Annotated in this window: 18 protein-coding genes and 1 riboswitch; of the genes, 10 read left to right on the forward strand and 8 right to left on the reverse strand. The window is 74.0% G+C overall.

From position 1 onward, the window contains the following. The first annotated feature begins 1 nt into the window (after position 1). The 4 genes from ACZ4Z5_RS14340 (at position 2) to cobM (ending at position 4,084) form a co-directional block, all read left to right on the forward strand. Entirely contained in the window at positions 2 to 1,303 is a 1,302-nt protein-coding gene (locus ACZ4Z5_RS14340) for a phosphoribosyltransferase family protein (RefSeq protein WP_468261633.1), read from the forward strand. Between the two features lie 101 nt (positions 1,304 to 1,404). Next, the gene (locus tag ACZ4Z5_RS14345; protein WP_468261635.1) at positions 1,405 to 1,878 is read left to right on the forward strand and encodes a nucleoside deaminase; all 474 of its coding nucleotides are present in this window, start codon (positions 1,405 to 1,407) and stop codon (positions 1,876 to 1,878) included. Between the two features lie 191 nt (positions 1,879 to 2,069). Continuing rightward, positions 2,070 to 3,338 carry a precorrin-6y C5,15-methyltransferase (decarboxylating) subunit CbiE gene (gene cbiE / locus ACZ4Z5_RS14350; RefSeq protein WP_468261637.1) on the forward strand — a complete coding sequence of 423 codons (1,269 nt, stop codon included), beginning with the start codon at positions 2,070 to 2,072 and terminating at the stop codon, positions 3,336 to 3,338. Then, positions 3,335 to 4,084, forward strand: a complete 750-nt coding sequence (cobM, locus tag ACZ4Z5_RS14355) for a precorrin-4 C(11)-methyltransferase (RefSeq protein ID WP_468261640.1) — start codon at positions 3,335 to 3,337, stop codon at positions 4,082 to 4,084. The genes cbiE and cobM overlap by 4 nt, the downstream gene beginning before the upstream one ends. Before the next feature lie 440 nt (positions 4,085 to 4,524). Here cobM and ACZ4Z5_RS14360 read toward each other — a convergent pair whose 3' ends face one another. Beyond that, positions 4,525 to 5,094, reverse strand: a complete 570-nt coding sequence (locus ACZ4Z5_RS14360; RefSeq protein ID WP_468261642.1) for an HXXEE domain-containing protein — start codon at positions 5,092 to 5,094, stop codon at positions 4,525 to 4,527. Positions 5,095 to 5,133: 39 nt separating this feature from the next. Then, positions 5,134 to 6,267: a cobalt-precorrin-5B (C(1))-methyltransferase gene (locus ACZ4Z5_RS14365; RefSeq protein WP_468261645.1), complete on the reverse strand. Its 1,134-nt coding sequence runs from the start codon at positions 6,265 to 6,267 to the stop codon at positions 5,134 to 5,136. An 11-nt stretch (positions 6,268 to 6,278) separates the two neighbouring features. On the opposite strand from ACZ4Z5_RS14365, the gene ACZ4Z5_RS14370 reads away from it, so the two are divergent. Next, entirely contained in the window at positions 6,279 to 7,025 is a 747-nt protein-coding gene (locus tag ACZ4Z5_RS14370) for a cobalt-precorrin-6A reductase (RefSeq protein WP_468261648.1), read from the forward strand. Between the two features lie 28 nt (positions 7,026 to 7,053). Here the strand turns inward: ACZ4Z5_RS14370 and ACZ4Z5_RS14375 are convergent, their stop codons facing one another. The 4 genes from ACZ4Z5_RS14375 to cobG form a co-directional block, all read right to left on the reverse strand. Continuing rightward, a complete protein-coding gene (locus ACZ4Z5_RS14375; RefSeq protein WP_468261651.1) occupies positions 7,054 to 7,197 on the reverse strand; it encodes a hypothetical protein in 144 nt (47 codons plus the stop codon). 110 nt (positions 7,198 to 7,307) lie between these two features. Beyond that, positions 7,308 to 8,816 carry a precorrin-2 C(20)-methyltransferase gene (locus tag ACZ4Z5_RS14380; protein ID WP_468261654.1) on the reverse strand — a complete coding sequence of 503 codons (1,509 nt, stop codon included), beginning with the start codon at positions 8,814 to 8,816 and terminating at the stop codon, positions 7,308 to 7,310. Then, a complete protein-coding gene (locus tag ACZ4Z5_RS14385; RefSeq protein ID WP_468261657.1) occupies positions 8,813 to 9,454 on the reverse strand; it encodes a precorrin-8X methylmutase in 642 nt (213 codons plus the stop codon). The genes ACZ4Z5_RS14380 and ACZ4Z5_RS14385 overlap by 4 nt, the downstream gene beginning before the upstream one ends. A 4-nt stretch (positions 9,455 to 9,458) precedes the next feature. Next, a complete protein-coding gene (gene cobG / locus ACZ4Z5_RS14390; RefSeq protein WP_468261660.1) occupies positions 9,459 to 10,682 on the reverse strand; it encodes a precorrin-3B synthase in 1,224 nt (407 codons plus the stop codon). A gap of 683 nt (positions 10,683 to 11,365) precedes the next feature. Next, positions 11,366 to 11,484, forward strand: a riboswitch (cobalamin riboswitch). A gap of 37 nt (positions 11,485 to 11,521) precedes the next feature. Between cobG and cobN the strand changes: the two genes are divergently transcribed. The 3 genes from cobN (at position 11,522) to ACZ4Z5_RS14405 (ending at position 16,315) form a co-directional block, all read left to right on the forward strand. Beyond that, entirely contained in the window at positions 11,522 to 15,127 is a 3,606-nt protein-coding gene (cobN, locus tag ACZ4Z5_RS14395; protein WP_468261663.1) for a cobaltochelatase subunit CobN, read from the forward strand. A 228-nt stretch (positions 15,128 to 15,355) separates the two neighbouring features. Further along, a complete protein-coding gene (locus ACZ4Z5_RS14400) occupies positions 15,356 to 15,742 on the forward strand; it encodes an ATP-binding protein (protein WP_468262042.1) in 387 nt (128 codons plus the stop codon). A gap of 186 nt (positions 15,743 to 15,928) precedes the next feature. Continuing rightward, positions 15,929 to 16,315 (forward strand): VOC family protein, encoded by a 387-nt coding sequence (locus ACZ4Z5_RS14405; RefSeq protein ID WP_468261665.1) that lies wholly within the window; start codon positions 15,929 to 15,931, stop codon positions 16,313 to 16,315. Positions 16,316 to 16,491: 176 nt separating this feature from the next. Here ACZ4Z5_RS14405 and ACZ4Z5_RS14410 read toward each other — a convergent pair whose 3' ends face one another. After that, the gene (locus ACZ4Z5_RS14410; protein WP_468261667.1) at positions 16,492 to 16,752 is read right to left on the reverse strand and encodes a hypothetical protein; all 261 of its coding nucleotides are present in this window, start codon (positions 16,750 to 16,752) and stop codon (positions 16,492 to 16,494) included. Positions 16,753 to 16,884: 132 nt separating this feature from the next. Between ACZ4Z5_RS14410 and ACZ4Z5_RS14415 the strand changes: the two genes are divergently transcribed. Next, positions 16,885 to 17,250, forward strand: coding sequence for an arsenate reductase family protein (locus ACZ4Z5_RS14415; RefSeq protein WP_468261670.1), 366 nt, complete (start codon positions 16,885 to 16,887; stop codon positions 17,248 to 17,250). A 147-nt stretch (positions 17,251 to 17,397) separates the two neighbouring features. Here ACZ4Z5_RS14415 and ACZ4Z5_RS14420 read toward each other — a convergent pair whose 3' ends face one another. Continuing rightward, positions 17,398 to 17,889, reverse strand: coding sequence for a carboxymuconolactone decarboxylase family protein (locus tag ACZ4Z5_RS14420; protein ID WP_468261673.1), 492 nt, complete (start codon positions 17,887 to 17,889; stop codon positions 17,398 to 17,400). Between the two features lie 47 nt (positions 17,890 to 17,936). On the opposite strand from ACZ4Z5_RS14420, the gene pdxR reads away from it, so the two are divergent. Further along, on the forward strand, positions 17,937 to 19,328 hold the full coding sequence (gene pdxR, locus ACZ4Z5_RS14425) for a MocR-like pyridoxine biosynthesis transcription factor PdxR (RefSeq protein ID WP_468261676.1): 1,392 nt from the start codon (positions 17,937 to 17,939) through the stop codon (positions 19,326 to 19,328). Positions 19,329 to 19,413 lie beyond the last annotated feature (85 nt).

The following is a 19,413-nucleotide window of genomic DNA, read 5'->3' on the forward strand; positions in this document are numbered from 1 at the left end:
CGTGCTGTTCGTCGATCGTACGGAGGCCGGGGACCGGCTGGCCGAGGCAGTGCGGGCGCTGGAACTGCGGGATCCCGTCGTTCTGGGGCTGCCGCGTGGCGGGGTTCCGGTGGCGGCCCGGGTGGCCCGGGCCCTCGGCGCGCCGCTCGATGTGATCGTGGTCCGTAAACTGGGCGTGCCCGTCCATCCCGAACTGGGGTTCGGCGCGATCGGTGAGGGCGGGGTGCGGATCCTCAACGACGACGTGGTGGCGATGGCGCGGCTCAGCCGTGCCCAGCAGGTGGCCGTGGAGGAGGCCGAGCGCTCGGTGCTGGAGCGGCGGCTGCAGCAGTACCGCGGGCACCGGCCGAGGGTCCCGGTCGAGGGGCGGACCGTCGTCGTGGTCGACGACGGCGTCGCCACCGGTTCCACGGCGGCGGCCGCCTGCCGCGTGGCCCGCGCCCAGGGTGCGGCGCGGGTCGTCCTGGCCGTGCCGCTGGCTCCTGCGGACACCGTGGGATGGCTGCGCCAGGAGGCCGACGAGGTGGTCTGCCTGGCCTCTCCCGGTGATTTCGTCGCCGTGGGCCGCTGGTACCGGGACTTCGCGCAGACCACCGACGAGGAGGTCTCCGCGCTGCTGGCCGAGGATGCGGCCACCGGTGTGGACGATCCCGAGGTCGTGGTGCGGGCCGCCGGGGTCGCGCTGCCCGGGGACCTGGCGCTCCCCCATGACGCACCGGCCGTCGTCGCCTTCGCGCACGGCAGCGGGAGCAGCAGGCACAGTCCGCGCAACCGTGCCGTCGCCGAGGCCCTGCAGCGGGCCGGGCTGGGGACGCTGCTGTTCGACCTGCTCACCCCTGGCGAGGAGAACGACCGCGCGAAGGTCTTCGACATCCCGCTGCTCGCCGAGCGGCTCACCGGTGCCACGCACTGGCTGCGGGCCCAGTACGGGCTGCCGGTGTGCCTCTTCGGGGCGAGCACGGGCGCCGCGGCCGCCCTGACGACGGCCGCGGAACCGGACACGGACGTCGTCGCCGTGGTGTCCCGCGGAGGCCGTCCCGATCTGGCGTCCTCACGGCTGGCGGCCGTGCGTGCCCCCACGCTGCTGATCGTGGGGAGCCTCGACACTCAGGTCCTGGGGCTCAACCGCGAGGCGGCGGCCCTGCTCCAGTGCGAACACCGCGTGGACGTCGTCCCGGGTGCGAGCCATCTCTTCGAGGAACCGGGAACACTGGAGGCCGTGGCCGTCCTGGCCGCGGAATGGTTCACCACCCATCTGCCCGGGGATGCGTCCGGTGCCCGTGCCCGCGAGGAGTCGCTTTGAAGCGGCTGGGCACGAGGAGTCCTGCGACACGGCCGGACAGGTGACACGGCCGGACAGACAACGACTACGACGGGACACGGCGTGACTTCACTGGACACGGCATGACCCCACTGGACACCGCTACGGCCCGCGCCATGCTCGCGGTGGCGCTGGAGGAGGCGCGGGCCGGGCTCGCGGAGGGCGGTGTGCCGGTCGGCGCCGCGCTGTACGGGGCGGACGGGGCGCTCCTCGGGCGCGGGCGGAACCGGCGGGTCCAGGACGGGGACCCGTCGCAGCACGCCGAGACCGCGGCGTTCCGGAACGCCGGACGGCAGCGGGGCTATCGCGGTACGACGATGGTGACGACGCTGTCGCCGTGCTGGTACTGCAGCGGCCTCGTGCGGCAGTTCGGGATCTCCAGGGTGGTGATCGGCGAGGCGGAGACCTTCCACGGCGGGCACGACTGGCTGGCCGAGCACGGCGTGGAGATCGTGCTGCTGGACGATCCGGAGTGCCGGACGCTGATGCGGGACTTCGTCTCGGCGCGGCCCGATCTGTGGCTGGAAGACATCGGTGTCACGCGGGAAGACGGGTGACGGGTGACGGATGACGGGTGACCGATGACGGGTGACGGGTGACCGATGACGGGTGACGGGTGACGGGTGACCGATGACGGGTGACGCTTCCCTCACCGCAGTCGGCCCCCGGCCACCGCGCGGCATCGGAGAGTGAGCGCGACCAGGTGCAGGGACAGCGCTTCCACAACAGCAGCCGCTGAACCGAACGCATGACCGGGCCGGTAGAGTTCGGCCACGTGAACGCCGCCTCCCCCGCCCCCGCAGTGACCGTCGTCGGGATCGGCGCCGACGGGTGGGAAGGACTCCCGGCCGCGTCCCGGGACGCCCTGCTCTCCGCCGAGGTCCTCGTCGGCGGCGCACGTCAGCTCGATCTGCTCCCCGCCGACTGCACCGGCACCCGGGTCACCTGGCCGTCCCCGCTGCGGCCCGCCGTTCCCGGGCTGCTCGCCGAGCACCGGGGACGCCGCATCTGCGTCCTGGCCAGCGGCGATCCCATGTTCCACGGCATCGGCCGCACCCTCGGCGAGATCGCCGGATCCGACGCCCTGCGCGTGCTGCCCCACCCGTCCTCCGTGTCGTACGCGTGCGCGCGGCTCGGCTGGCCCGTCGAGGACACCGACGTCGTCACCCTGGTCGGCCGCCCGGCCGCCCGGCTCGCCCGTGTCCTCCACGACGGGCGGCGCGTGCTCGTGCTCAGCGCCGGCGCCGGCACCCCCGCCGAGGTCGCCGGACTGCTCACCGACCGCGGCTTCGGACCCAGCCGGATGCGCGTCCTCGAACAGCTCGGCGGCGCGGACGAGCGGCAGGCGGAGGGGATCGCCGCGAGCTGGGACCACCCGCCGGGCGACGCCCTGAACGTCATCGCCGTCGACTGCCGGCGCGACCCCGGAGCCCGGCGGCTGTCTGTGGTGCCCGGTCTGCCCGACGACGCGTACGAGAGCGACGGGCAGCTCACCAAGCGGTATGTACGGGCCGCCACCCTCGCGGCGCTCGCCCCCGCCCCCGGTGAACTCCTGTGGGACGTCGGCGGCGGCTCCGGCTCCATCGCCATCGAATGGCTGCGGGCGCACCCCGCCTGCCGGGCCGTGTCCGTGGAACGCGATTCGGTGCGGGCCGAACGCATCGGCCGCAACGCGCAGACCCTCGGCGTGCCCGGACTGCGTGTCGTCACCGGCCGGGCGCCGGCCGCGCTGGACGGACTCCCGGTGCCCGACGCGGTGTTCATCGGCGGCGGGCTCACCGCGCCCGGGCTGCTGGCGGCCTGTTGGGAGGCCCTGCCCGCGGGCGGCCGGCTCGTCGCGAACACCGTGACCCTGGAGTCCGAGGCGCTGCTCACCGAGTGGTACCGGCGGCACGGCGGCGACCTCGTGCGGCTCGCGGTCGCGCACGCCGTTCCCGTCGGCGGGTTCACGGGGTGGCGGCAGGCCATGCCGGTCACCCAATGGGCCGTCACCAAATCAGGAGGACAAGAACGATGACGGTGTACTTCATCGGTGCCGGCCCGGGCGCCGCCGACCTGATCACGGTGCGCGGCGCACGCACGCTGGCCCGCTGCGGGGTGTGCCTGTACGCGGGCAGCCTCGTACCGCGCGAGCTCCTCGCGGAGTGCCCGCCGGACGCCCGGCTGATCGACACCGCGCAGCTCGACCTCGACCGGATCACCGAGGAACTCGTCCGTGCGCACGAGGGGGGCCATGACGTGGCCCGGCTGCACTCCGGCGACCCGTCCGTGTTCAGCGCGGTGGCCGAGCAGATGCGCCGCCTGGACACGGCGGGGGTCCCGTACGAAGTCGTGCCCGGAGTCCCGGCGTTCGCGGCGGCCGCGGCCGCGCTGAAGCGGGAGCTGACCGTGCCGACTGTCGGGCAGACCGTCATCCTGACCCGGATCGCCCAGCAGGCCACCCCCATGCCGGAGGGCGAGGACCTGGCCACGCTGGGCCGCAGCGGCGCGCTGCTGGTGCTGCACCTGGCGGCCCGGTACGTCGACCGCGTCGTGGCCGAACTCCTGCCGCACTACGGCGCGGACTGTCCGGCCGCGGTCGTCGCGATGGCCAGCCGGCCCGACGAGCTCGTCCTGCGGGGCACGCTGGGCGAGATCGCGGACCAGGTGAAGGCGGCGGGTGTCGTCCGCACCGCCGTCATCATGGTCGGCCGGACGCTGGGCGCGTCGCAGTTCCGCGACAGCCACCTGTACTCGCCGGAGCGGGAGCGTCACGTCTGCTGAGCGGGGTCCTGCTTTCCCGGGCGCGGACTCCCGCGGCCGTCGGCCGACATGACGTGCGGCACGTCGGGAGCGCCAGCAGCGCCCCTCCGTGTCCCGGAGGGCCAGGCGAATCCCCGGCGCCGCTGCCCGCGCCGCACCCAGGCCGGGTCAGCCGGTGACGCTCAAGCGAACCGGGCGGGGCGTGGGATGCTGCGCGCCGCCACGGCAGCCGGCCGGCCTGGCGCCCGCCTGTCGGGAAGAGCGTTCCGCCCCCTCGGGAAGACCCTTCCGCGTCCCCGACGGCCGGACGAGTGCCCGGCAGGCTCCGCCCGCCGCGCTCCCGCAGACCAGTCACCCCCGCCCCGTCCTGCAACGCTCACGACCCTGGCCCGCCTCACGCCCCCGCCCCACAACGCTCACGACCCCGCCCTTCCCCCGTAACGCTCACGTCCCCGCCCGCCTCAAGACCTCGACGCCCTCCGGCGGACGATGCGCCGAGCCGTCAGATGGGCGCCGGCCGTCGCCGCGGCGGCGAACGCCAGGCCGGCCGGGAGGTCGCGGGGGCGGGTGGGGCGCAGGACGCCGGCGCGGCGCAGGCGGTGGCGGGCCCACAGGGTGAAGGGGATCACCACCAGAGGGGTGGTGGCGGAGCCCGGCGTGTAGCCGCGGACCGCCGCGGCCTGGGCCAGGTGGACCAGGCCGTGCAGGCCGAACGCGTCGAGGGCGCCCTGGTAGAACCCGGAGCGCCCACCGGTCCGGTGGCCGTCGGCGGCCGCGGCGGCCACCAGCACGCCCATCGCGGCGACCGCGACCGCGAACTCCTTGCCGTCGAGGGACTCCAGGCGCCGCCACACCGTCTCCGGCATCTGCGGGAAACGTTTCCGCAGTTCCGCCGCGCGGGCCCGCGCCCAGCGGGGCACCATGGCCACCTCCTCGGCGTCGTGCACCGCCCAGGCGGCCAGCAGTCCCAGGGTGACCGCGGCCCCCACTCCCTCGTTCCGAACCGCTTGCGCTCCGTCAATTCCCGTCATACACAAGGAGTTTGGCACATCCAAGATCGACACGGACGGTCAGGTCCGGCCCGGTCCGCGGGGCTCCGAGCGGCCGACGACGGTGCCGGCGCGGTCGATGCAGACGACGTCGACGACGACCGGCGCGCCGCGGAGCACATCCAGGGCCTGGTCGCGGGCCGTGGCGGCGACCGCGTCGCCCAAGGGCACGCCCCGGGCCGCGCACAGCTGGAGGGCGGCGAGACCGGTGTTGGCCTCCGCCACCGCGGCCGCAAGGGTCTCGTCCGCGCCGGCGCCGCGCGCCAGCTCCGCCAGCAGGCCCTTGTCGACCTGGGAGCGGGCCGAGTGCAGGTCCATGTGGCCCGCGGCCAGTTTGGACAGCTTCGCGAAACCGCCGCAGATCGTGAGGCGGTCGACGGGATGGCGGCGTACGTACTTCAGCACCGCGCCCGCGAAGTCGCCCATGTCGAGGAGGGCGTCCTCGGGCAGGCCGTACTCCGTCACGACGGTCTTCTCGGACGTCGACCCGGTGCACCCGGCCACGTGCGTACGGCCCGCGGCGCGGGCCACGTCCACGCCGCGCCGGATGGAGTCGATCCACGCGGAGCAGGAGTACGGGACGACGATGCCGGTCGTGCCGAGGACGGACAGGCCGCCCAGGATGCCGAGCCGGGGGTTCCACGTGCTGCGGGCGATCTCCTCGCCGTCGTCGATGGAGACGGTGATCTCCGCGTCGCCCGTGCCGCCGTGCCGTGCGGCGGCCTCGGCGATGTGGTCGCGCATCATCTGCCGGGGCACGGGGTTGATCGCGGGCTCCCCCACGTCCAGTGGGAGGCCCGGCCTGGTGACGGTCCCCACGCCGGGGCCGGCGCGGAACACGACCCCGCTGCCGGGCGGCAGCAGCCGGACCGTCGAGCGGACCAGCGCGCCGTGTGTGACGTCCGGGTCGTCGCCCGCGTCCTTGACCACGCCGGCCGTCGCGTGACCGTCCGCGGCGAGTTCCTCCACCGCGAGTGCGAACGCCGGGGTCTGCCCCTTGGGCAGGGTGATCGTCACCGGGTCGGGGAACTCGCCCGTCAGCAGCGCCGTGTACGCGGCCGTGGTCGCGGCCGTCGCGCACGCCCCGGTCGTCCAGCCCGGCCGGAGACCGGTGTGCTTGAGTTGGGCGGTGCGGCCGCCGGTCGCCTCACTCATGGAAGGGCCCGATGAAGGTCATACGGCATGTGCTCGTTCTCGGTGGTACGACGGAGGGGCGTCGGCTCGCCGAACTGCTGCACGGCCGGACGCGGGTGACCAGCTCACTGGCCGGGCGGGTGGCGCGGCCGAGGCTGCCGGCCGGCGGGGTCAGGGTGGGCGGGTTCGGCGGAGCCGAGGGCCTCGCGCAGTGGCTGCGCGAGCACCGGGTCGATGCGCTCATCGACGCCACCCATCCTTTCGCCGGGACGATCAGTTTCAACGCGGCCGAGGCCGCCGCCATGGCCCATGTTCCCCTGCTGGCCCTGCGCCGCCCCGGCTGGGTGCCCGTCGAGGGCGACCGCTGGCACCACGTCGGGTCGCTGGCGGAGGCCGCGGAGGTCCTGCCCGGACTGGGGAGGCGGGTGTTCCTCACCACCGGGCGGATGGGCCTGGCCACCTTCGCACACCTCGAGGCGCTCTGGTTCCTGGTCCGGTCGGTGGACGCGCCCGACGGCGCGTGCCCGCCCCGCATGGAGCTGCTCCTCGACCGCGGCCCGTTCACCCTGGACGGCGAGCGGGAACTGCTGCGCCGCCACCGGGTCGACGTCCTCGTCACGAAGGACAGCGGCGGCGCCGCGACGGCCCCGAAGCTGGCCGCGGCCAGAGAGGCGGGCCTCCCCGTGGTGGTCGTCGAACGGCCGCCCGTTCCGCCGGGCGTACCGGTGGCGGCGACCCCGGAGGCCGCGGCGGAGTGGGTCGAGGCGCTGCAGGCCTGAGACCTCTCCGATGTCCCCGTGGGCCCTTTCAGGTCGCGGCGGCGACGTCCGCGTCCAGCAGGATGAGTTCTTCGCCTTCGATATCCACACCGCGGAACCCGGTGGGGTAGGGCGCGAGCCGGTGCTCCTTCAGCAGCCGACCGAGCCGGTCGTGATCGTACGGCTCGGTCATGTCCGTGGTCATCTCCTCCTGCGACCTGTGAGCGCACCCGGTCGGTCCGGGAACGGCGAAACCCGCCGGGGCCGTTCCCGGATCACCTCCGTTCCGAAGGCCGCCCGTTCCTACGCCTGCCGCTCCGGGTACGTGCGCGGTGTCCAGGCGATCTCCTCGCCGTCGCCGCGTCGCACCACACGGGTCTGCGAGGACCCGATCAGCAGGATCGTGCGCATGTCGACCTGCGCCGGGTCGAGATCTCCGAGGCGGACGATCCGCACGGACTCCTCCGGGCCGCCGACGTCGCGGCCGAGGACGACCGGGGTGTCGGGGGCGCGGTGCTCCAGCAGCAGTTCGCGGGCCTTGCCGACCTGCCAGGTGCGGCTGCGCGAGCCGGGGTTGTAGAGGGCGAGGACCAGGTCCGCCGAGGCGGCCGCGGCGAGGCGTCCGGCGATGACGTCCCACGGCTTGAGCCGGTCGGACAGCGAGACCACGGCGTAGTCGTGGCCGAGCGGGGCGCCCGCCTTCGCCGCCGCGGCGTTGGCCGCGGTGACGCCGGGCAGGACCCGCACCGGCACGTCCCGGTACGCCTCCTGGGAGGCGGCCTCCAGCACGGCGGTGGCCATGGCGAAGACGCCCGGGTCGCCACCGGAGACCACCGCGACCCGGCGCCCGCGCCGGGCGAGGTCGAGGGCGAACTCGGCGCGCTCGGACTCGACTTTGTTGTCGGAGCCGTGGCGGTGCTGACCGGGGCGCACCGGCACCCGGTCCAGGTAGGTGGTGTAGCCGACGAGGTCCTGCGCGGAGGCGAGGGCGCCGCGCGTCTCGGGCGTCAGCCACAGGGGTCCGGCCGGTCCGGTGCCCACGACGACGACCTCGCCGCGCGCGGGCTCGGCGACCGGGTTGGCGATACGGCTCGGCACCACCGCGACCGCGAAGTACGGCACCGACTCGCCGTCCACGTCCGCCAGCAGGCCCGTGCGCTCGCCGCTCATCGTGGCGCGCTCCACGTACCGTGCCTCGTCGATCCGGCCGGACGCCTCCATGGCGCCGCGCACGGCGGGGAAGGTGCGGCCGAGCTTCATGACGACGGCGGCGTCGGTCGACGCGAGACGGGCGGTCAGTTCCTCCTGCGGCAGGGTGCCCGGGAGGATGGTGAGCACCTCGTCGGCCTCGACCAGCGGCGTGCCCAGCCGGGCGGCGGCGGCGCTCACCGAGGTGACGCCTGGGATCACCTCGGTCGGGTAGCGGTGGGCGAGCCGCTTGTGCATGTGCTGGTACGAACCGTAGAAGAACGGGTCGCCCTCGGAGATGACGGCCACGGTGCGTCCGGCGTCGAGGTGCGCGGCGAGACGGGCCGCGGCCTCCTCGTAGAAGTCGTCGAGGGCGCCGCGGTAGCCGCCGGGGTGGTCGGTGGCCTCGGTGGTGACGGGGTAGACGAGCGGCTCTTCGATGTGCTCGTCGCGCAGGTGCTTCGCGGCGATGGAACGGGCGATGGACCGTCCGTGCCGGGCGCTGTGGTAAGCGATCACGTCGGCCGCGGCGATGACCTCGGCGGCCCGCAGGGTCATGAGGGACGGGTCGCCGGGGCCGAGGCCCACGCCGTAGAGCCGTCCGGTGGTCTGCTGCTCGCTCACTCCGCCTCGCTCGCAATCGCGTTGATCGCGGCCGCGGCCATGGCGGATCCGCCGCGGCGGCCGCGGACGATCAGGTGGTCCAGCTTCGACGGGTGCGCGGCGAGCGCGTCCTTGGACTCGGCGGCGCCGATGAAACCGACGGGGACGCCGATCACGGCGGCCGGGCGGGGGGCGCCCTCCTCGATCATCTCCAGGAGCCGGAACAGCGCGGTGGGGGCGTTGCCGACCGCGATGACGGCGCCCTCCATACGGTCGTGCCACAGTTCGAGCGCGGCGGCGCTGCGCGTGGTGCCCATGCGGGCGGCGAGCTCCGGCACCGAGGGGTCGGAGAGGGTGCAGATCACGTCGTTGTCGGCGGGCAGCCGCTTGCGGGTGACGCCGGAGGCGACCATCTGCGCGTCGCAGAGGATGGGCGCGCCGGAGCGCAGGGCCTTGCGGGCGGCGGCGACCACGTCGGTGGTCCAGCCGAGGTCGCGTACGAGGTCGGTCATCCCGCACGCGTGGATCATGCGTACGGCGACCTGGGAGACGTCGGCGGGCAGTTCCGCGAGGTCCGCCTCGGCGCGGATCGTGGCAAAGGACTGCCGGTAGATCTCCGCGCCGTCCTTCTCGTACTCGAACACTGTGCTCTCGCTCATCTCGTCAACGGTCGGTGGGCCTGCGGGTGCTGACGTCGTAGCCGGTGCCGTTCGCCACCACGTCCACGTACTCCCCCTGCGGATGGCCGCAGCGGCGTGCGCAGCCGGACCAGTACACCGGCAGTCCGTGCCGTTCCGGTCCCTGGCCGGTGCGTACGGCGGCCTCGGCGTCGGACCGTACGTCGGCGAGGGATTTGGCACAACCGGGCGTGCCCGTGCAGGCGCCGACGCCCAGCCAGGGGGACGCGGGGTCGGTGACCAGGCCGGCGGCAGCCGGGGCGTCCGCCCGGGCCGCCGCGGGGCCGGTGACGACCACGCCGCGCCAGGGTGTCACACGTAGTTCGTGGGCTTCTGTGGCGAGTTGCCGCCATTGTGCGGCGGTGAGCCGGCCGAGGGGCGCGAGCACGGAGAGGGCGGTGGTGCCGCCTGGGCCCCGGACGGGGCCGGGGGCCGGCGGGTCGCCGAGGGGCAGGGCCTGCTCGACGGGTTCGGCGGCCACCCCGGCCGCGGCCAGGCGCGGGACCAGGTCGGGGGCGAACGGGGCGTGTCCGGGCGGCAGTTCCCGTACCCGCCAGGCACGCGTGCCGCTGTCACGGGCGGCGTCGAGGAACGCCTCGGCGGCGAGCAGCGCGGCGCGCGGTGCGTCGGCGGCCACCAGCCGCAGTGCGGCGGGGACGCCGCCGATGTGGAGCCGGGCCTGTCCGCCGGGCTCTGCGATCAACATCACATCGGACTGCAGGGCCGTCATGTCGCCGCGGCCGTCGTCGCAGGAGAACAGGAACCGGCCGGAAAGTGCCGTGGCGGTACGACTCGTGCAGAGCAGCCGGTCCAGTTCCCGCACCCACGGGTGGACGTCGGCGCAGCCGGCGCCGTCGAGGCCGGAGAGCGGCGAGGCGACGATGTTCCGGATGCGTTCGTGCGCGGGTGAGGGAAACAGTTCGGCACCGGTCAGCAGCCGTTCCAGGTCGCGTCCGCAGCCGTCGTGGAGGCCGCGCAGCTGGACGTTGCCGCGGGAGGTGATGTCGAGCCGTCCGTCCCCGAGCCGTTCCGCGGCGTCCGCGAGCGCCTCCGCCTGTCGGGCCGTGAGGATCCCGGCGGGGATCCGGATCCGCGCCAGCGCGCCGTCGTCGGCTGCGTGCAGCCGCAATGCACCGGGGCACGCATCGCCCCGGTCCCGTACGCGGGTTTCGTCACCCTGTGACGGGGTCGGGGAGGTGGCGGCGGACATGGCGGCGAGCATATGCGACCACCGTGCGCACGGTGCGGCAGGGGAACGGCCGGGGGCCGCCGGCCTGGCCGGGGTCCGGGCGTCCACCGCCGGGCCGACGTCGTACGGGTCGCCGCGGCATCGCCGCGCCCGCCACCGCGTGGCCATCGGGTCGTCGACCGGATCCCCGCCGACACCGGCACCGGAGCCACCACCTCCGCCACCCACGCCACCCGGCGACGACCGGGAAAACGGCCGGAGTCCCCCCGGCCCGCCGGAACCCACGCATCCGCCACCGGGCCGACGTCGTACGGATCACCGTGGCATCGCCACGCCTGCCGCCGGGACATCACCGGGCCATCACGGCGAGGCCACCGGGTCCGTCGCCCGGACGGCGGCCAGCACCGTCACCGGTGCCACCGCGTCCGCCCGAGCCGCGGTGCGGCCTGCGGCAGGGGAACGCCCAAGGCCTCCAACCACCGGAGCCCGCACACCCGCCACCGAGCCACCGCCGCGCCGCGCCCGTCTCCGTGCCCGCCGCGCCGGCCCCGGAGCCACCCCTGCCGCCACCCGACCGTCACCGGAGTCAGCGCGTCCGCCACCTGGGCGTCGACTGAGGAATGCCGGGCGGCCCGCCCGGGAAGCCTCGGGCCGTCCGAGGCGGGAACGGCACGCAGTATGCTGCGCTCGCGGGCCGATTGGCCCGTATTCGTCAGCGACGGCGACAGGGGAGGAAGCCCGGTGAGAATCCGGCGCGGTCCCGCCACTGTGAGCCCGGCGAACGCCGGGTGAGCCAGGAACTCCCGCCGTCCTCACCCACCGCCCGGGGCGCGGACACCCCGAGGAAGGCCTGCGCACGCATGATCCTGCTGCTGTCGACCTCCGACACCGACCTGCTGAGTGCCCGCGCGGCGGAGGGCCCGCTGCCCTACCGGTTCGCGAATCCCTCCCGGCTCGCGCTCGACGACCTGCCCGGCCTTCTGGAAGGCACCGAACTGGTCGTCGTCCGCCTGCTGGGCGGCATCCGGGCCTGGCAGGACGGGCTCGACGCACTGCTCGCCCAGGACCGGCCGGTCGTGGTGCTCACCGGTGAACAGGCCCCGGACGCCCAGCTGATGGAGGCCTCCACGGTGCCCGTCGGCATCGCGGCCGAGGCCCACAAGTACCTCGCGCACGGCGGCCCGGCGAACCTGGAGCAGCTCGCCCGGTTCCTCTCCGACACGGTGCTGCTGACCGGTCACGGTTTCGAGCCGCCCACGGCCGCCCCGAGCTGGGGCCCGCTGGAGCGCACCGCACGCGAGGGCGTCGACGGCCCGACGATCGCGGTGCTCTACTACCGCGCCCACCACATGAGCGGCAACACCGCCTTCGTCGACGCGCTGTGCGGTGCGATCGAGGACGCCGGGGCCCGCCCGCTGCCGCTGTTCGTGGCGTCGCTGCGCGCGCCCGAGCCGGAGCTCGTCGAGACGCTGCGGGGCGCCGACGCCCTGGTCACCACCGTGCTCGCCGCGGGCGGCACCAAGCCCGCCGAGGCGAGCGCCGGGGGCGACGACGAGGCGTGGGACACCGGTGCGCTGGCCGCCCTGGACGTCCCGGTGCTCCAGGCCCTGTGCCTGACCTCCCCGCGCAGCGCCTGGGAGGAGAACGACGAGGGCCTGTCGCCGCTGGACGCGGCGAGCCAGGTCGCCGTGCCGGAGTTCGACGGCCGTCTGATCACCGTGCCGTTCTCGTTCAAGGAGATCGACGCGGACGGCCTGCCCGCGTACGTCGCGGACGCCGAACGCGCCGCCCGCGTCGCAGGCATCGCCGTACGGCACGCCCGGCTGCGGCACATCCCGAACGCCGAGAAGCGCCTCGCGCTGGTCCTGTCCGCCTACCCGACGAAGCACGCACGGATCGGCAACGCGGTCGGCCTGGACACTCCCGCCAGCGCGGTGGCGCTGCTGCGCCGACTCCTCGACGAGGGCTACGACTTCGGCAGCGAGGAGGTCCCCGGCCTGGAGTCGGGTGACGGCGACGAGCTGATCCGCGCGCTGATCGAGGCGGGCGGCCACGACCAGGACTGGCTGACCGAGGAGCAGCTCGCCAGCAACCCGGTGCGCATCCCCGCCGCCGACTACAAGCGCTGGTACGCACACCTGCCCGCGGAGCTCCGCGAGCAGGTCGAGGAGCACTGGGGCCCGGCGCCCGGCGAGATGTTCCTGGACCGCAGCCGCAACCCGGAGGGCGACATCGTCCTCGCGGCGCTGCGCCGCGGCAATCTGCTGATCCTGATCCAGCCGCCGCGCGGTTTCGGCGAGAACCCGATCGCGATCTACCACGATCCGGACCTGCCGCCCTCGCACCACTACCTGGCGGCCTACCGCTGGATCGCGGCGACGCAGGCGGACGGCGGTTTCGGCGCGGACGCCATGGTGCACCTCGGCAAGCACGGCAACCTGGAGTGGCTGCCCGGCAAGAACGCCGGCCTGTCCGCGGCCTGCGGCCCGGACGCCGCGCTCGGCGACCTGCCGCTGGTCTACCCGTTCCTGGTCAACGACCCGGGCGAGGGCACCCAGGCCAAGCGCCGGGCGCACGCCACGCTCGTCGACCACCTGGTGCCGCCGATGGCGCGCGCCGAGTCCTACGGCGACATCGCGCGCCTTGAGCAGCTGCTCGACGAGTACGCGGGCATCTCCTCCATGGACCCGGCGAAGCTCCCGGCGATCCGGGCACAGATCTGGACGCTCATCCAGGCCGCGAAGCTGGACCACGACCTGGGCATGGATGAACGCCCGGACGACGAGGGCTTCGACGACTTCCTGCTGCACGTCGACGGCTGGCTGTGCGAGGTCAAGGACGCGCAGATCCGCGACGGTCTGCACGTCCTGGGCGGCGCCCCGACCGGCCCGGAGCGGGTCAACCTGGTCCTGTCGATCCTGCGCGCCCGCCAGATCTGGGGCGGCACGGCCGCGCTCCCCGGCCTGCGCGAGGCGCTCGGCCTGGACGAGTCGGCCGCCACGCGCACCGGCGCGGACGCCGCCGAGGAGCAGGCCCGCACGCTGGTGCAGGCGATGGAGGACGCCGGCTGGGACCCGGCCGCCGTCGCCACGGTCGCCGCCGGCCACCCCGAACAGGTCGCCGCCGTCCTCGACTTCGCCGCCCGCCAGGTCGTGCCGCGGCTCGCCGCGACGGTCCAGGAGCTCGACCACTCCGTCCACGCGCTGAACGGCGGTTTCGTCCCGGCCGGCCCGTCCGGTTCGCCGCTGCGCGGACTGGTCAACGTGCTGCCGACGGGCCGCAACTTCTACTCCGTCGACCCCAAGGCCGTCCCGTCCCGCCTCGCCTGGGAGACCGGCCAGGCCCTGGCCGACTCGCTGCTGGAGCGCTACCGCGCCGACAACGGCGAGTGGCCGACCTCCGTCGGCCTGTCCCTGTGGGGCACCAGCGCGATGCGCACCTCGGGCGACGACGTGGCGGAGGTCCTGGCGCTCCTCGGTGTCCGCCCCGTCTGGGACGAGGCGTCCCGCCGGGTCACCGGCCTGGAGCCGATCCCGCTCGACGAGCTGGGCCGGCCCCGCATCGACGTGACGCTCCGCATCAGCGGCTTCTTCCGTGACGCGTTCCCGCACACCATCGGCCTGCTGGACGACGCCGTACGGCTCGTCGCCTCGCTGGACGAGCCGGCCGGGCAGAACCACGTGCGCGCCCACGCGCAGGCCGACCTCGCCGAGCACGGCGACGAACGCCGCGCGACCACCCGTATCTTCGGGTCCCGTCCGGGCACCTACGGCGCCGGTCTGCTCCAGCTCATCGACAGCCGCGACTGGCGCACCGACGCCGACCTCGCCGAGGTCTACACGGTGTGGGGCGGCTACGCGTACGGCCGCGGCCTGGAGGGCAGGCCGGCGCGGGCCGAGATGGAGACCGCGTACAAGCGGATCGCCGTCGCCGCGAAGAACGCCGACACCCGCGAGCACGACGTCCTCGACTCGGACGACTACTTCCAGTACCACGGCGGCATGGTCGCCGCGGTACGGGCGCTGCGCGGCACCGCCCCCGAGGCCTACATCGGCGACTCGACCCGCCCGGAGTCGGTGCGGACCCGCACGCTCGTGGAGGAGACCTCCCGCGTCTTCCGCGCGCGCGTGGTGAACCCCCGCTGGATCGAGGCGATGCGCCGCCACGGCTACAAGGGCGCGTTCGAGCTGGCCGCGACCGTCGACTACCTCTTCGGGTACGACGCGACGACCGGCGTCGTGGCCGACTGGATGTACGACAAGGTCGCCGAGACGTACGTCCTCGACCCGGAGAACCGGCAGTTCCTCCAGGAGGCCAACCCCTGGGCCCTGCACGGCATCGCCGAGCGGCTGCTGGAGGCCGAGTCCCGCGGCATGTGGGCGAAGCCCGACCCGGCGATCCTCGAAGCGCTGCGGCAGGCGTTCCTGGAGACCGAGGGCGACCTGGAGGGCGGCGAGGACGAGTAGCTCCCGGCCCGCAAGGACCGCGGCACGCGCCAAGGGTCACTCCCTTGGCCCGTGCCGCGTCCGGTGCCGGGTGGTCAGCCCGGGTCGGGACCGTCCTGGCCGTCTCGATCTGGCCGATCAGGGACCCCAACCGCCTGCGGTGTTGCGTTCTGCTCGTAGCCGAGCGTAATCGCACGGAGCCACCCTGGTGACGTGAATCACGCGACTCAGTACGGGATGACGTTCACCATGGGCGACCACTCGGCCCGGCACCTGCGCCGCATCCTCCGTGCGTACCTGACCGGTTGGGACATGGCCGGACTCACCGACGCCGCGGAGCTCGCGCTGACCGAGCTGTTCGCCAACGTCGTACGGCACGTGCCCGACCGGCGGGCCTCGCTGCTCGTCCTGCGTCGGCCCGAGGGCCTGCGCGTCGAGGTCGCGGACGGCTGCCCGAAGCGGCCCGCGGCGGTGCCGGCCGGCGACCTGGAACCGGCCGAGGACGGACGGGGGTTGATGCTGCTCGACGCGGTGACCGACCGGTGGGGCGTGGATCCGCTGCCGGGCGAGGCGGGCAAGACGGTCCGGTTCTGGTGCGACCACGACGACCACGGCAAGCACGGCAAGCGCTGCTAAATCAACTCGCCGTGCAGGAAGGAGACTTGTAGAGTCCAGGGCATGACTGCCGGGTCGGCCTTGGGCCATTCACGAGAGAAGCACCCGGCCTCGGCGTGAGTGCGGGGCGGGCGCGGGGCCCGCCGTGGCGGACACCCGCTTCCGTGCGGGTTCCGTACACCCGATGCATCACCCGAGAGGACAGTCATGACAGTCGAGTTGAACCACACCGTCGTCTACGCCCGGGACAAGCAGGCTTCGGCCGAGTTCCTGGCCGGCATCCTGGGGCTGGAGGTGGAGGCCCCGTTCGGGCCGTTCGTACCGGTGGACACCGGCACCGGTGTGACGCTGGACTTCTACACGGCCGACCCGGACACGCCGATCCAGTCGCAGCACTACGCGTTCCTCGTCTCCGAGGACGAGTTCGACGCGATGCTGGACCGGATATCGGCCGTCGGCGTGACGTACTACGCCGATCCGCACCACACCGAACCGGGGCGGATCAACCGCCTCTTCGGTGGCCGCGGGGCGTACTTCGACGACCCCGACGGCCACAACATGGAGATCCTGACCCGCCCCTACGCCCGGCCGTAGCGACCGTGCGGCGGCGCTGACCGTCCCTCAGCCCACGGCGGGGACGGTCGGTGCGGCCGCCACAGCACGGAGGCGACCGCCGCACTGCTGTCCCTCCCGGAACGCAGCACGGCGGCCGCCACGAGTCACTGACGTCCGGGCACGCCCGGACGGCTCGGTCCGGACTCAGCCCCGGCTCAGTGCGTTTCGCGGATCAGTGAACGCACCATCCGGCAGGTGGTGTTGGACGGCGGGTGGACGCCGAGCCGGGCCGCCGTGGCGCGTATCCGGCGGTTGCGGGCCTGCTCGGCCCGGTACACACCGGTGTCGAGCAGGGCTATGGCCAGACGCATGGCCTTCAGGCTGCGGTTGTGCGCTTCGTACCATTCGCGCGGCTGTCCGGCGGGCAGCCGCTTCTTCTTCAAAGGTGTTGTCGTCGTCACGGTCGATACGGCCATCGGCGACCTCCTGGGCGCACCTGGTCGGGGGGTCCCCCGAACCCTCACGAACTGCCTCCATTCTACTGCCCGGCACTGACAAAAGCCCCTGGCCAGCACGGGTTTACGGGGGTCGGGAGTACCGTGGGCGGCATGGAGATCTGGATCAATCCCGCCTGCTCGAAGTGCCGCTCCGCCCTCACTCTGCTCGACGCGGAGGGCGCCGACTACACCGTGCGCCGCTACCTCGAGGACGTGCCGACGGCCGCCGAGATCACGGAGGTGCTGGACCGGCTCGGACTGGAGCCGTGGGACATCACCCGCACCCAGGAGGCCGCGGCGAAGGAGCTGGGCATGAAGGACTGGCCGCGGGACGACGCCGCCCGCGACCGCTGGATCACGGCGCTGGTGGAGCACCCGAAGCTGATCCAGCGGCCGATCATCACCGCGGACGACGGCTCGGCGGTGGTGGCCCGCACGGAGGAGGCGGTCCGGGACGCGCTCGGCCGGAAGGGCTGACCGCAGGGCGGCGAGACCGCCGGGGGGACCGCCAGGTCACCCTCTGGGGCGGCCGGGGGGAACCGCCAGGTCACCACAGGGGGTGACGGCGGCCTGGCGACCGGCGACCCGCCGACGGGCGACCTGACGGCGTAGGGGTCGGCCGCCTCAGGCGGTCCGCTCGTCCGTGCCCGCGATCTTCCCGGTGGCGACGGCGATCCGGTTCCAGGTGTTGATGGTGAGGATGAGCGCGAGGAGCCTCGCCAGTTCCTCGTCGTCGAAGTGCGCGGCGGCCTCGGCATACACGGCGTCGGGGACGCCCGCGTCACCGATCCGGGTGACCGCCTCGGTCAGGGCGAGCGCGGCCTGTTCCTTCCCGGTGTAGAAGTGCCGGGCCTCGCGCCAGACCGGGGTCATGTGGAGACGTTCCTCGCTCTCGCCGGCCTTGCGCGCGTCGCTGGCGTGCATGTGGAGGCAGTACGCGCAGTGGTTGAGCTGGGACGAACGGATCTGCACCAGTTCGACGAGGGCGGGGTCGAGGCCGTCACGGGCGGCGGCGTCGAAGGCGACGAGGGCCTTGAAGGCCTTCGGGGCGGCCTTCGCGAAGTTGACGCGGGCGGGGTCCTGCAGATCGGTCTTCTTGATCTCTGTCGTCGTCATGACTACGAATCTACGAGCGCAGGCGACCGGTCGAGGGGTGCATTCGGATGACGGAATCATGGGTCAATACGGCCGAGAGCCTGGGCAGTGACCTCCATCTGGAGCTGTCCGGACCGGGGTCGCGCCGGGCGGCGCTGATGCGTGCGCTGCGCGAGGCCGTGCGCAGCGGCCGGCTCGCCCCGGGCACCCGGCTGCCGCCCTACCGTTCGCTCGCCGCCGACCTGGGGCTGGCCCGCAACACCGTCGCCGACGCCTACGCGGAGCTGGTCGCCGAGGGCTGGCTCACCGCCCGTCAGGGTTCGGGCACCCGGGTCGCCCGGGTCGCCGAGCCGGTCGCGCCGGTGCGCGGGCAGCGCGCTCCGGCCCGTCCGCGGCGTCCGGTGCTCGACCTGGTGCAGGGCCGGCCCGATCCGTCGGCGTTCCCCCGGTCCGCGTGGCTGGCCTCGGCAAGGCGGGCGCTGACGGCGGCGCCCCACGACGCCTTCGGTCCGGGCGATCCGCGGGGGCGCGCGGAGTTGCGCGAGGCGCTCGCCGCGTATCTGGCACGGGTCCGCGGGGTCCGGACGGCTCCGGAGCGGATCGTGGTGTGCTCGGGTGTGGCGCACGGCCTGCGGCTGCTGGAGGAGGTACTGCCGGGGGGCAGGGCGGTGGAGGAGTACGGTCTGCCGTTCCACCGCTCGCTGATGACGCGCACGGTGCCGTTGCCGGTGGACGAACAGGGCGCCCGAATCGAGGAGTTGACGGGACGGAACGACGTGGCGGCCGTGGTCCTCACCCCCGCGCACCAGTTCCCGACCGGTGGTCCGCTGGCTCCCGCCCGGCGCACCGCCGTGGTCGACTGGGCCCGCTCCTGCGACGGTCTGGTCGTGGAGGACGACTACGACGGGGAGTTCCGGTACGACAGGCAGCCGGTGGGCGCGGTGCAGGGGCTCGATCCGGACCGGGTGGTGCTGCTGGGTTCGGTGAGCAAGTCCCTCTCCCCCACGCTGCGGCTGGGCTGGATGGTGCTGCCGGGCCATCTGGTGGAGGACGTGGTGGACGCCAAGGGTGAACGGGAGCAGTGGTCGAGCGCCACGGAGCAGCTGACCCTCGCGGACTTCCTGGAGTCGGGCGCCTACGACCGTCATGTGCGGCGGATGCGGCAGCGGTTCCGGCGGCGCCGCGACCGGCTGGTGTCCGTACTGGCCGAACGCGCCCCGCATATAGGGGTGTCGGGGATCGCGGCCGGTCTGCACGCGGTGCTGGAACTGCCGGCCGGGTCCGAACGGGCCGTGGTGAAGGCGGCGGCCTTCCAGGGGCTGGCCGTGGAGGCCCTGTCCGACTACCGGCACCCGGAGTGCGGCAGGACCGCGGACGGCCTGGTGGTGGGCTATGCGACACCTCCCGAGCACCGCTACGCGGACGCGCTGGACGCGCTCTGCCGGGCGCTCCCGGAATGAAACCTTCAACTTCACTGACGGAACGTTGAAACGATCGGGCGGGTTACCCGTACGTAGAGGCACACGGATAGCTACCAGCCGACCC

Source organism: Streptomyces sp. NPDC030222, assembly GCF_055573115.1.